Source organism: Rhodococcus sp. K11/5, assembly GCF_055193735.1.
Genome location: NZ_CM143721.1, coordinates 2,723,878 through 2,736,667, shown reverse-complemented (window position 1 = coordinate 2,736,667; position 12,790 = coordinate 2,723,878). Strand labels below are relative to the sequence as shown.

General features: G+C 68.9%; 11 protein-coding genes. All 11 read left to right on the top strand.

What is annotated here, in order from left to right; translation table 11 throughout:
- The first annotated feature begins 92 nt into the window (after window positions 1-92).
- The 11 genes from ACY466_RS12905 to ACY466_RS12855 all read left to right on the top strand — a co-directional run bounded on the left by ACY466_RS12905 (window position 93) and on the right by ACY466_RS12855 (window position 12,712).
- Window positions 93-623, top strand: a complete 531-nt coding sequence (locus tag ACY466_RS12905; RefSeq protein ID WP_463252277.1) for a YceD family protein — start codon at window positions 93-95, stop codon at window positions 621-623.
- Between the two features lie 63 nt (window positions 624-686).
- Window positions 687-869: a 50S ribosomal protein L32 gene (rpmF, locus tag ACY466_RS12900; protein WP_463245768.1), complete on the top strand. Its 183-nt coding sequence runs from the start codon at window positions 687-689 to the stop codon at window positions 867-869.
- An 11-nt stretch (window positions 870-880) separates the two neighbouring features.
- Window positions 881-1,684, top strand: a complete 804-nt coding sequence (rnc, locus tag ACY466_RS12895; RefSeq protein WP_463245767.1) for a ribonuclease III — start codon at window positions 881-883, stop codon at window positions 1,682-1,684.
- Window positions 1,677-2,537, top strand: coding sequence for a bifunctional DNA-formamidopyrimidine glycosylase/DNA-(apurinic or apyrimidinic site) lyase (gene mutM / locus ACY466_RS12890; RefSeq protein WP_463245766.1), 861 nt, complete (start codon window positions 1,677-1,679; stop codon window positions 2,535-2,537). The genes rnc and mutM overlap by 8 nt, the downstream gene beginning before the upstream one ends.
- Before the next feature lie 48 nt (window positions 2,538-2,585).
- On the top strand, window positions 2,586-4,961 hold the full coding sequence (locus ACY466_RS12885; RefSeq protein ID WP_463245765.1) for a lysylphosphatidylglycerol synthase domain-containing protein: 2,376 nt from the start codon (window positions 2,586-2,588) through the stop codon (window positions 4,959-4,961).
- 25 nt (window positions 4,962-4,986) lie between these two features.
- Window positions 4,987-5,397, top strand: a complete 411-nt coding sequence (locus tag ACY466_RS12880) for an OsmC family protein (RefSeq protein ID WP_463245764.1) — start codon at window positions 4,987-4,989, stop codon at window positions 5,395-5,397.
- Window positions 5,394-5,678: an acylphosphatase gene (locus ACY466_RS12875; RefSeq protein WP_463245763.1), complete on the top strand. Its 285-nt coding sequence runs from the start codon at window positions 5,394-5,396 to the stop codon at window positions 5,676-5,678. The genes ACY466_RS12880 and ACY466_RS12875 overlap by 4 nt, the downstream gene beginning before the upstream one ends.
- Window positions 5,679-5,715: 37 nt before the next feature.
- The gene (gene smc / locus ACY466_RS12870) at window positions 5,716-9,348 is read left to right on the top strand and encodes a chromosome segregation protein SMC (protein ID WP_463245762.1); all 3,633 of its coding nucleotides are present in this window, start codon (window positions 5,716-5,718) and stop codon (window positions 9,346-9,348) included.
- Window positions 9,345-10,820 carry a signal recognition particle-docking protein FtsY gene (gene ftsY / locus ACY466_RS12865; RefSeq protein ID WP_463245761.1) on the top strand — a complete coding sequence of 492 codons (1,476 nt, stop codon included), beginning with the start codon at window positions 9,345-9,347 and terminating at the stop codon, window positions 10,818-10,820. The genes smc and ftsY overlap by 4 nt, the downstream gene beginning before the upstream one ends.
- A gap of 221 nt (window positions 10,821-11,041) precedes the next feature.
- Window positions 11,042-12,301: an ammonium transporter gene (locus ACY466_RS12860; protein WP_463252276.1), complete on the top strand. Its 1,260-nt coding sequence runs from the start codon at window positions 11,042-11,044 to the stop codon at window positions 12,299-12,301.
- A 72-nt stretch (window positions 12,302-12,373) separates the two neighbouring features.
- Window positions 12,374-12,712 (top strand): P-II family nitrogen regulator, encoded by a 339-nt coding sequence (locus ACY466_RS12855; protein WP_463245760.1) that lies wholly within the window; start codon window positions 12,374-12,376, stop codon window positions 12,710-12,712.
- The last annotated feature ends 78 nt before the right edge of the window (window positions 12,713-12,790 follow it).

Here is a 12,790-nt window from a genome sequence, read left to right as displayed (position 1 = left end):
TGCCCGAACCGGGTATCGAACACTCTCGCAGGAAGGTCGGTCCGTTGTCTCCCGCATCACGCCGCCAGCACCAGGGTCCCCAGTCGGGTCTCGTGGTGGACACCCGTCGCCTCGGGCGTCGGCCGGGGTCGATGATGCAGGTCGAGCGGACCGTGCCGGCGCCGTCGCGCATCGGTCTCGACCTGATCGCCGCGGCCGAGGGAACTCCGCTCGACCTGGACCTGCGGTTCGAGTCGGTCTCGGAGGGGGTGCTGGTCAGCGGCACCGTCGACGCGGACACGTCCGGCGAGTGCTCACGCTGCCTGGAGCCGTTCACCTCGCACGTCCAGCTTCGGCTGACCGAGTTGTTCGCGTACCCGGACAGCGTCACCGAGCAGACGACGGACGAGGACGAGCTGTACCGGGTCGAGGACGACGCCATCGACCTCGAGCCTCTGATCGTCGACGTCGCGGGGCTCACGCTTCCGCTGCGCCCGCTGTGCAGCGAGGACTGCCGGGGTCTGTGCTCGGAGTGCGGTATCCGGCTCTCGATTGCGGAACCGGGTCACACTCATGAGATACTCGATCCTCGCTGGGCTGCACTGGCATCGAAGTTCGACGGCGAGTCGGATCCGTCCCGGTAGAGGCACCACCAGTCGCACCACGCACGTTCCATTTGCACCGAACAAGTACTAGGAGAAGTTGAAGTGGCTGTTCCGAAGCGCAAGATGTCGCGGTCCAACACCCGATCGCGACGCAGCCAGTGGAAGACCACTGCACCCACCCTGATCACGTGCCCCAACCGTGGCTGCGGCGAGAAGACGCTGCCCCACACGGTGTGCCCCAATTGCGGCACCTACAAGGGTCGTCAGGTCAGCGCAGCAGTCTGATCGCATCACCCGTGACCGATCCAGAATCCCCATCGGCCACCCCTGAACACGACCGGAGCGGCGAGAACGACCACGAGTCGTTGCTCGTCGCTCTCGGTGTGTCACTGGGTGCCGAATTGCTCACCCTCGCGCTGACCCACCGCTCGTACGCGTACGAGCACGGAGGTCTGCCCACCAACGAGCGCCTCGAGTTCCTCGGCGACTCCGTGTTGGGCCTGTGCGTGACGGAGAACCTGTACGCGCAGCACCCCGGCAAGTCCGAGGGGGAGTTGGCGAAGATCCGAGCCAGCGTGGTCAACATGCATGCGCTCGCCGAGGTCGCACGCACACTCGGCGAGGGCGGCCTGGGCGCGCATCTGCTGCTCGGCCGCGGCGAGGAGATGACGGGTGGGCGGGAAAAGCCGTCCATCCTGGCCGACGGTATGGAGTCGCTCCTCGGAGCCATCCACATCCAGCACGGAATCGATGTCGCGCGAGGCGTCGTGATCCGGTTGTTCGCCGATCTGCTCGAGCGGGCCCCCAAACTGGGCGCCGGTCTCGACTGGAAGACCAGCCTGCAGGAACTGACGGCCGAACGGGGCATCGGCGTGCCGGCGTACGAGATCAGCGCGACCGGTCCCGATCACGACAAGGAGTTCACCGCGACGGTCATCGTCGGGGGGGCCTCCTACGGCTCCGGTGTCGGCCGGTCCAAGAAGGAAGCCGAGCAGCGGGCGGCGAGCGCCGCGTGGACCACCTTGTCGGCCGAGCCGCCGGCGGGTGTGCCGGTGGTCGCGACTCCGGTCCCGGAGACGACGCACGCCCCGGATGCCTGAACTCCCCGAGGTCGAGGTGGTGCGGCGGGGCCTGGCCACTCACGTGGTGGGACGTCGTATCGATCGCGTCGAGGTTCTTCATCCCCGCGCGGCGCGACGACACGTCGAGGGCGACGCCGATCTCGAGGCTCGCCTGGCCGGGTCGACCGTCGTGGCCGCGGACCGTCGCGGAAAGTACCTGTGGCTGGTGACCGAACCCGAGCGCATCGCGATCGTGGTGCACCTGGGGATGAGCGGTCAGATGTTGGTGCAACCGGAATCCGCGCCCGACGAGAAGCATCTCCGGATCCGGGCCACGTTGGATTCCGGATCCGACCTCCGGTTCGTCGATCAGCGCACCTTCGGTGGGTGGGCGCTCGCCGAACTCGTCGAGGTGGACGGCACGCAGGTACCCACGTCGGTCGCGCACATCGCGCGGGATCCCATCGACCCGTACTTCGACGCCGAGGCCGTCGTGAACACGCTGCGGCGCAAGCACACCGAGATCAAGCGGGCGCTTCTCGACCAGACCGTGGTGTCCGGAGTGGGGAACATCTACGCAGACGAGTCCCTGTGGCGCTCGAAGATCCACGGCAACCGGTCGACCGATGCGTTGACCCGTCCACAACTGCGCACACTGCTGAACAACGCGCACGCGGTGATGGGCGAAGCGCTGGCCCAGGGCGGTACGTCCTTCGACGCCCTCTACGTGAACGTCAACGGCCAGTCCGGCTACTTCGATCGATCGCTCGCCGCCTACGGGCAGGAGGGACGTGCGTGCCCCCGGTGCGGCACCGCCATCAGACGCGAGAAGTTCATGAACCGATCCTCCTTCAGTTGCCCGAAGTGTCAGGTACGTCCCAGGAATTCCTAGGAGGTACCGCTAAGTTGGCCGGAGCAACCCGAAGAGAGAAGACAGCACGTGCAGGTCGATGGAACGGAAGTGCGGGTCAGCGGTGACCTTCTTCAACCGCTGACGCGGCGCACGAGTGACATCGTGCGCGTCGTCGCCGCGGTCCTCTTCCTCGTGGTGGTGATCATCGGGTCCCTCGTCACCCGCAACGAGTGGAACGACCTCGAGCGGTCCGTCTCCAACATCGTCGGCGTACTGAGTCCGGACCAGTCCAACGTCGTCTACCTGACCTACGGCGTCGCCATTCTCGCCCTGCCGTTCACCATTCTCGCCGGCCTCGTCGCGGCGAGGCGCTGGAAGCTTCTCGGTGGCTACGTCCTCGCGGCCATTCTGGCCGCGTTCTCTCTGTCGGTCTCGGGGGACGGCGTGCTGTCCGCCCCGAACTGGCGGATCAACGAGACGACCAACCTGGACACGTTTCTGTCCCAGGTGCTCGACGACCCGCGGTGGATCGCGATCGTCGCGGCCGTGCTCACGGTCTCCGGACCGGGACTGCCGGCGCGCTGGGCCAGGGCCTGGTGGACGTTGCTGCTGGCGTTCGTGCCGATTCATCTGGTCATCAGCACCGTGATCCCCGCGCGGTCCATTCTGGGACTGTCGGTCGGGTGGTTGGCCGGGGCGATCGTGGTGTGGATCGTCGGCACACCCGCACTGGAGGTACCCCTGGCCGGAGCCGTGCGCGCCCTCGCGCGCCGGGGATCGGTCGTCACGGCGCTGACCGTGTTGCGTCCGGCCGGCGGGGGACCGTTGGTGCTCTCGGGCGAGGTGGGACCGGCGTCGCCGCCGGTGGTCGTGGAGCTGTTCGGACCGAACCAGTTCAGCCGCGGCGCGATTCGGCAGATCCGGCGCCGACTGACCCTGCGGTCGACCGAGAGTGCACCGCTGCACACGTCCCAGCGGCGAGCGGTGGAGCACCAGGCTCTGATGGCCATCGCCTTCGCGGAGTTGTCCCTGGCCTCCTCGGCCGCGCTGACGGTCGCCCCGCTGGATCGGGGTTGGATGATGTACGCGCACACGGCGACGCAGGGGCGCCCGCTCGACCCGGAGGACCCCACGGACGCCGCGGCGGTGTGGCGGACACTCGGCGTCCTGCGGTCCCGACGCATGTCCCACGGCGACCTGCGAGCAGACGAGATCGGAATCGAGGACGGCACGGCCCTGCTCGGCGGTTTCGCCCAGGCCGAACTGGGCGCGTCGGATGCGCAGATGAATTCGGATGCGGCGCAGGCGTTGTTCACGCTGGCAGCCCTCTACGGTCCCGAGGTCGCCGTCGACACCGCCGTCGATCGGTTGGGTGCGGCCGAGGTCCTGACCGCCTCGCGCCGGGTGACTCCGGCGGCCATCCCGAAGCGAGTGCGGGACGGCGTACCGGACGCCAAGGCGCTGATGACGTCGGTGCGCGACACCGTGGCCGAGCGCACCGGAGCCGACGCGATCACCGCCGCACAGGTGACGCGGTTCAGCCGTAACCAGATCGTGCAGCTGGTCCTGCTCATCGCGCTCGTCTACGTGGCGTACCCGTTCATCTCTCAGGTACCGACGTTCGTCACGGAGCTGGGTTCGGCGAACTGGTGGTGGGCGGGTCTCGCGTTGCTCGTCTCCACGGCGACGTACCTCGGGGCCGCGATGGCGTTGTGGGCGTGCGCGTCCGGACTGGTGAGCTTCTGGCACACGACGGTCATGCAGATCGCCAACACCTTCGCGGCCACGACCACGCCGGCCGGGGTCGGCGGACTCGCCCTGAGCGTGCGCTTCCTGCAGAAGAGCGGGCTGAGCGTGACCCGCTCGACCGCGGCGGTCGCGTTGCAACAGACCGTTCAGGTGATCACGCACGTCAGCCTGCTGGTCCTCTTCTCCATCGTGGCGGGAACGTCCGCGCAACTGTCGCGGTTCGTGCCCGACCCCACCATCCTGTACCTCATCGCGGGCGTCGCCTTCGGTGTGCTAGGCGGCCTCATCTTCCTGCCGACGGTGCGCCGGTGGTTGCGTACGGCGGTGCGTCCGCAGCTTGCCGAAGTGTCCCGCGACCTCGTCGAACTCGCTCGAAGCCCGGGTCGTTTCGCCATGATCATCCTCGGTTGCGCGACGACCACTCTCGGTGCCGCGCTGGCTCTGTGGGCGAGCGTGGAGGCCTTCGGCGGCGGCACCACCTTCGTCACGGTCACCGTGGTGACGATGATCGGGGGGACGTTGGCGGCGGCTGCGCCGACCCCCGGCGGCGTCGGCGCCGTCGAGGCCGCGTTGATCGGCGGTCTCGCGGCGTTCGGGCTGCCCGTCGCGGTGGCCGTTCCGTCCGTACTCCTCTACCGGGTGGTCACCTGCTGGCTGCCGGTCTTCTGCGGGTGGCCGATCCTGCACTGGCTGGGACGCAAGGAACTGATCTGATCCACCGCTCATTAGGATCGAGCGCATGACTGAACTGTGGGTCGAGCGCACCGGATCTCGCCGCTACGTGGGGAGAAGTTCTCGCGGTGCCGAGGTGCTGGTGGGCTCCGAGGACGTCGACGGCGTGTTCACGCCCGGCGAACTGCTCAAGATCGCGCTGGCCGCGTGCACCGGAATGAGCTCGGACCGGCCGCTGTCGCGCCGACTCGGCGACGACTACGACGCGACGGTGCGGGTGTCCGGCGACGCGGATCGGGAGAACGAGGTCTACCCGACGCTCGACGAGGTGCTGAGCGTGGATCTGAGCGAGCTCGACGCCGACGCGCAGGAGCGGTTGCTGGCGGTCGTGACCAAGTCCGTCGACAAGGTCTGCACCGTCGGACGCACTCTGAAAGCGGGTACCGAGGTCCGGCTGAGCATCGACGTCGACTCGTGAGCGAGGACGATACGGCGCGGCTCGGCGCGTGGGTGCACGGTCGGGTCCAGGGCGTCGGATTCCGGTGGTGGACCCGATCGCGCGCTCTCGAACTGTCCTTGGTGGGTTCCGCGACCAACACGGCGGACGGCCGCGTGCACGTGGTCGCCGAAGGACCGCGTCCGGCACTCGAGGCTCTGCTCGCGCACCTGCGTTCGGGCGAGACTCCGGGCACGGTGAGCACGGTCGTCGAGAACTGGGAGGACGCCCGGGGCGGGCTCTCGGGTTTCGTCGAGCGTTGACGCGCGCGTCGCGACGCGAACGGTACTGTGAACCGCCATGCATCTGAAGAGTCTGACGCTGAAGGGCTTCAAGTCCTTCGCCTCCGCGACGACTCTGCGATTCGAGCCGGGCATCACCTGTGTCGTCGGACCGAACGGCTCGGGTAAGTCCAACGTGGTGGACGCCCTCACCTGGGTGATGGGCGAGCAGGGCGCCAAGGCGCTGCGTGGCGGCAAGATGGAAGACGTCATCTTCGCCGGGACCTCCGGCCGGGCACCACTCGGGCGCGCCGAGGTGACCCTGACGATCGACAACTCCGACGGTGCGCTGCCCATCGACTACAGCGAGGTCTCCATCACCCGCCGGATGTTCCGAGACGGGGCCGGGGAGTACGAGATCAACGGCAGTTCCTGCCGATTGATGGACGTCCAGGAACTGCTGTCCGACTCGGGTATCGGCCGCGAGATGCACGTGATCGTCGGGCAGGGTCGGTTGGCGGCCATCCTCGAATCCAGGCCCGAGGACCGCCGCGCCTTCATCGAAGAGGCCGCGGGGGTGCTCAAGCACCGCAAGCGCAAAGAGAAGGCCGTCCGCAAACTCGATTCGATGCAGGCGAATCTGGCCCGACTGACGGACCTGACCACGGAACTGCGTCGTCAGCTCAAGCCTCTGGGGCGTCAGGCGGAGGTGGCTCGGCGCGCGCAGACGGTGCAGGCGCACCTGCGCGACGCGCGGCTGCGGTTGGTGGCCGACGATCTCGTCGCTCGCCGCACCGAACTGGCCGAGCAGTCGCACGACGAGGGCCGCGCCCGGGAGGAGTACGCCGCCGTCCAGGACGCGTTGGCTGCGGGCGAGGCCGCCCTGGCCGAGGGCGAGCAGGCATTGGCTCAGCTGACCCCGAGCGCCGAGGCGGCGGCGCAGACCTGGTTCCAGCTGTCGGCTCTCGCCGAACGCGTGGGCGCGACCGTGCGGATCGCCACCGAACGGGCCCGACACCTCGGCGACGAACCCGAGGATCGTCGCGGCCCGGACCCCGACGAACTGGACGAGCGTGCGGAACGCGCCGAGGACGCCGAGGTGGAGCTCGCCGAGGCGGTGGAGATCGCACGCGCCACCCTCGAGGCCGCGCGCGAGCAGCTCGGCGAGAGGGAATCGGCTGCCGCCGACGCCGAGCGTGCGCACTCGGCGGCCGTCCGGGCCGTCGCCGATCGCCGGGAGGGACTCGCTCGGTTGTCCGGACAGGTGGACGCCCTGCGTGCCCGATCCGAGTCCTACGACGCCGAGGTGGCTCGCCTCGCCGCTGCGATCGAGGACGCGCGGACCCGTGCCGACGACGCGCAGACGGAGTTCGACCGCGTGCAGGACCAGGTGGGCGAACTCGATGCCGGCGAGCTCGGTCTCGACGTGCAGCACGAACGGGCCGTGGAGGCCGCTCGGATCGCCGACGCGAGAGTGACGGATCTTCAACGGGAAGAACGTGATTCGAGCCAGCGGGTCGCCTCGCTTCGCGCACGCATCGATGCGCTGTCGACGAACCTCGAACGCGGTGACGGCGGCGCCTGGCTGGGGGAGAAGCGCGGCGAGGCGGTTCTCGGTCGACTCGGCAACCGCATCACGGTCCGGCCCGGGTACGAGGCCGCGGTGGCCGCGGCTCTGGGCGCCGCCGCCGACGCCGTGGTGATGACGTCGGCCGACGACGCCCGGGATGCGGTCCGCGCGCTGAAGGACGGCGACGGCGGTCGAGCCGCGATCGTGCACCCGGCGCCGGAGCGCGCCGCCCTGGATGCGGCGGGGACGTCGGTGTTGTCCGTCGTCGAGGCCGACGACCACGTGCGCGGCGCCTTGTCGTCGTTGCTCGCGGGCGTCTGCGTGGTCGACTCGGTCGAGGAAGGTGCGGCGCTGGTGGCGTCGCACCCGTCGATGCAGGCCGTCACCCGCGACGGAGATCTCGTGGGACAGGGTTGGATGACGGGCGGATCGGATCGCCGCCCCAGCACGCTCGAGGTCCAGTCGGCCATCGACGCGTCCGTGGCCGAGCTCGAGGAGGTGGAGCGGCGCACGGGGGAATTGGCGGCCGCACTGGCCGGCGCGACGGCCGAGCAGGTCGATCGCCGGGAGGCCGCCGAACAGGCGCTGGCGGCGTTGCACGAATCCGATGCCGCGATCGCCGCGGTGTACGAGCAGCTCGGGCGGCTGGGTCAGACGGTGCGGGTGGCGCGGGAGGATGCGAACCGGCATCAGGCTCAGCGCGAGCGGGTCGAGCGCCAGCGTGACGAGGCCGTGACCGCTCTCGCCGACATCGAGGAACGGGTGCGGCGCGCCGAGGACGATCACGACGCCGACGCGGACGGTGGCGTCGACGCCGAGGAGTGGGCGCGTGCCCGCGAGAGCGCCGCCGCCGCGGTGGCCGAGGTGCGGTCCGTCGAGGTGGAGGCGCGACTCGCCCTGAGGACGGCGGAGGAGCGGTCCGAACAGGTGCGCGGCAAGGCGGACCAGCTCCGGCGCTCGGCACGGATGGAGCGCGAGGCACGGGCGCGTGCCGAGCGAGCGCGGGCGTCGCGCGCCGCGTCCGCGGCCGTGGCGTCGGCGGTGGCGGAGGCCGGTGCGACGGTCGCCGAGCGACTGTCGACTCTGGTCGGCGATGCGGCCGTTCGACGCGACGAACTCGGTCGGCAACGGTCCGACCGTGCGGCGGAACTGGACCGCACGCGCGAACAGGTTCGAGCTCTGTCCACGCGCGCCGCGCAGTTGACCGACGCGGTGCACCGGGACGAGGTGGCGAAAGCGCAGGCCGTGCTCCGGATCGAACAGCTCGAGCAGACGGTGCTCGAACAGTTCTCCATCGCTCCGGACGACCTGGTGGCCGAGTACGGACCCGAGGTGCCGCTCCCGCCGACCGAGCTCGAGATGGAGGAGTACCGCCAGGCGAAGGAGCGCGGCGAGCAGGTGATCGAACCCGCTCCGATGCCGTTCGACCGCGCGCAGCAGGAACGCCGCGTCAAGCGGGCCGAGAAGGACCTGGCGACGCTGGGCAAGGTCAACCCGCTCGCGCTCGAGGAATTCGCCGCGCTCGAGGAGCGGTACAACTTCCTCTCCACCCAGCTCGAGGACGTCAAGTCCGCCCGTAAGGACCTCCTCGGCGTCGTGGCCGACGTCGATGCGCGCATCCTGCAGGTCTTCACCGAGGCGTACGCCGACGTCGAACGAGAATTTGTCGGGGTGTTCGCGAAACTCTTCCCCGGCGGCGAGGGACGGTTGATCCTCACCGATCCGACGGACATGTTGACCACCGGCATCGAGGTCGAGGCGCGTCCGCCCGGCAAGAAGGTCAAGCGGCTCTCGCTGCTGTCCGGCGGCGAGAAGTCCCTGACCGCGGTGGCGATGCTCGTGGCGATCTTCCGAGCCCGGCCGTCTCCGTTCTACGTCATGGACGAGGTCGAGGCGGCGCTGGACGACACGAATCTGCGTCGGCTCATCGGATTGTTCGAGCAACTGCGCGAGAAGTCCCAGCTCATCGTCATCACCCACCAGAAGCCGACGATGGAGGTGGCCGACGCGCTCTACGGCGTCAGCATGCGCGGTGACGGCATCACCACCGTGATCTCGCAACGCATGCGCAGCCGTGGTCCGGTGGACACCGGCGGGCCTTCGAACCCCGAGGGCCCCACGGCTGACAAGATGGCCAGGTGACTACCGAAGCCTGGATCATCGTCGCGGCCGTCGTCGCACTCCTGTTGATCGTTCTCGTCGTCGGGTTGGTGCTCCAGCGCCGCCGCCGCATCTCGCTGGCCAAGACGGACACGGACGAGCCCGACACCGCGGTGCGAGAGGTCGACCGGTCCGGCGGCTACAAGGCCGGCACCGGGTTCGACTTCGCCCGCGGCACGGCGCCCGCACCGGAACGGACGCCGGCCGCACCGAAGGCGCCCGAACCCCCCACCGCCTCGGCGCCGACGTTCGAGCGGACGGACACCGACGATCAGCCTCGAGTCGGTGACGACGCGTCGGTACCGCGGGACTCGCCGATACGCGGCATCACCGACGTCTCTCTGCCCGACCTGGCGCCGGACGAACCTGCCGTCACCGAACCCCCGGCGACGCCGCCCCCGGTGGCCGAGACCGACGTGTCCGACACCGAGGTCGTTCTGCCCGAGCTCGCGGACCCCGAGGTCGTCGAAGCCGAGCTCGCCGAGACCGAGGTACTCGAACCCGCGTCGACGACACCGGTCCTCGACGACATCGACCCCACCACGGGCCGGCTCGATCGCCTGCGTGGGCGGTTGTCCCGGTCGCAGAACGCGGTGGGCCGGAGCCTGCTCGGTCTTCTCGGCGGCGGTGACCTGGACGAGGATTCGTGGGAAGAGGTCGAGGACACCCTGCTCGTCGCCGACCTCGGTAGCGCGACCACGTCCGAGATCGTCGCCACGCTGCGCGAGCAGATGGCCGTCCGCAGCATCCGTACCGAGGCCCAGGCCCGTGCTCTCCTGCGTGAGGTCCTGATCGCCCAGCTCGATCCCGGCCTGGACCGGGCCATCCGCGCGCTCCCGCACGGCGACCGACCGTCGGTGCTGCTGGTGGTCGGCGTCAACGGAACCGGCAAGACCACCACGACGGGCAAGCTCGCGCGAGTGCTCGTCGCGGACGGACGTCGAGTGATCCTGGGTGCGGCGGACACGTTCCGTGCCGCGGCCGCCGACCAGCTGCAGACGTGGGCCGAGCGAGTCGGTGCGGAGGTGGTGCGCGGGAAGGAAGGCGCCGATCCGGCCGCCGTCGCGTTCGACGCGGTCACGCGCGGCATCGCCGACGGAGTCGACACGGTGCTGATCGACACCGCGGGTCGACTGCACACCAAGACCGGTCTGATGGACGAGCTCGGCAAGGTCAAACGCGTCATCGAGAAGAAGGCCCCCGTGGACGACGTCCTGCTCGTGCTGGACGCCACCATCGGGCAGAACGGACTGGCCCAGGCTCGGGTGTTCGCTCAGGTCGTGGACATCACCGGGGTGGTGCTGACGAAGCTGGACGGCACGGCCAAGGGCGGCATCGTCTTCCAGGTGCAACGCGAGCTCGGTGTGCCGGTCAAACTGGTCGGACTCGGGGAGGGTGCGGACGACCTCGCGCCCTTCGAACCGGCCGCGTTCGTCGACGCTCTGCTGGGCTGACGGAGCGACTCACAGCAACCTCACGCGGGGAATGCCCGAGATGAAACATGCACGCAACGAAATTCGGGCATGCGTTCACATCGGTGAAACACCGCAGTGTCGTCACGGAAACCTCGGGAAACCACTCTTGCTTCGACGGCGCACCGAACGGTGGGCGCGAGAATGGGAGGATCCGCGTGAGTCCCGAGGAATTGTTGGCAAACTCCGGCAACGCCGCTTGGATGCTGATGGCAGCATCGCTCGTGCTGCTGATGACGCCAGGTCTGGCGTTCTTCTACGGCGGTATGTCGCAGCAGAAGAACGTGCTGAACATGATGATGATGTCGTTCGGCGCCATGTGCGTCGTGTCGATCGTCTACGTGCTGTGGGGATGGTCGATGTCCTACGGAACACAGGACATCGGGGGGATCTTCGCCAGCCCGTTCGAGTTCTTCGGACTGAGGGACTCCATCACCGACGCGGACGGCAACTTCATCGCCGGCGCAGCGGGTTACCCGAACATCATCGACGTGGCCTTCCAGGTGACGTTCGCGATCATCACCGTGGCCATCATCAGCGGTTCGGTCGCCGGTCGCGTCAAGTACGGAACGTGGCTCGCGTTCACCGGCATCTGGGTCACCCTGGCGTACTTCCCCCTCGCCCACATGGTGTGGGGCGGCGGTCTGCTGTCGGGCTCCGAGAACAGCCTGGCCGCGATGATCTTCGGAACCACGGACGACGGTGAGGGCGGTCTGGTCGCCGCGGTCGAGCCGATCGACTTCGCCGGTGGCACCGTGGTCCACATCAACGCCGGTATCGCCGGTCTGGTGCTCGCCCTGCTCGTCGGCAAGCGCATCGGGTTCGGTCGCACGATGTACCGCCCGCACAACCTCCCCTTCGTCATGCTCGGTGCCGCACTCCTGTGGTTCGGCTGGTTCGGGTTCAACGCCGGTTCGTCCTTCGCCGCCGACGGTATGGCCGGTCTCGCCTGGGTCAACACCACCACGGCCACGGCCGCCGCGATCGGCGGATGGCTCCTCGTCGAGCGTCTGCGCGACGGACACGCCACCAGCCTCGGCGCGGCCTCGGGCATCGTGGCCGGACTGGTCGCCATCACCCCCGCCGCCGGTTCGGTCACCCCGGTCGGATCGATCTTCGTCGGCGTCATCGCCGGTGTGCTCGCGGCCCTGGCGGTCGGCCTCAAGTTCAAGTTCGGATACGACGACTCGCTCGACGTGGTCGGAGTTCACCTGGTCGCCGGACTGTGGGGCACCATCGCGATCGGCTTCTTCGCCTCGGAGACCGGCCTGTTCTACGGCGACGGCATCGAGCAGCTCGTGATCCAGATCGTCATCGCCCTGGCCGCCCTGATCTTCACGGCCGTGGTCACCGTGGTCATCGCGCTCGCTCTCAAGCCGCTCGGCTGGCGGATCGGCGACGAGGAAGAGTCGACCGGAATCGACGAGTCCGAGCATGCAGAGTCGGCATATGATCTCGCGTGACAGGGTGGCCATGAGCACCGACACCTCATCGCGCTGTAACCGGCACCCGAAATCCTGTGAAGGGAACCAGTAATGAAGCTGATCACCGCAATCGTGAAGCCGTTCACGCTCGAGGACGTGAAATCCGCTCTCGAGCAGGCCGGAGTGCTCGGAATGACCGTGAGCGAAGTCCAGGGTTACGGACGCCAGAAGGGCCACACCGAGGTGTACCGCGGGGCCGAGTACTCGGTGGACTTCGTGCCGAAGGTCCGGGTCGAGGTCGTCGTGGACGACGCTGCGGTGGACAAGGTCGTCGAGGTCATCGTCGAGGCCGCGCGCACCGGCAAAATCGGTGACGGCAAGGTCTGGATCTCTCCGGTGGAGGCCGTGGTCCGCGTCCGCACCGGCGAGCGCGGCACCGACGCCCTCTAGGTCGGGCGCCACACCGAACGAGAAGCGTCGAGCGGTCCGGCCGCGGTTCGATTCCCCACGGAAACGAGCCGCGGCCGA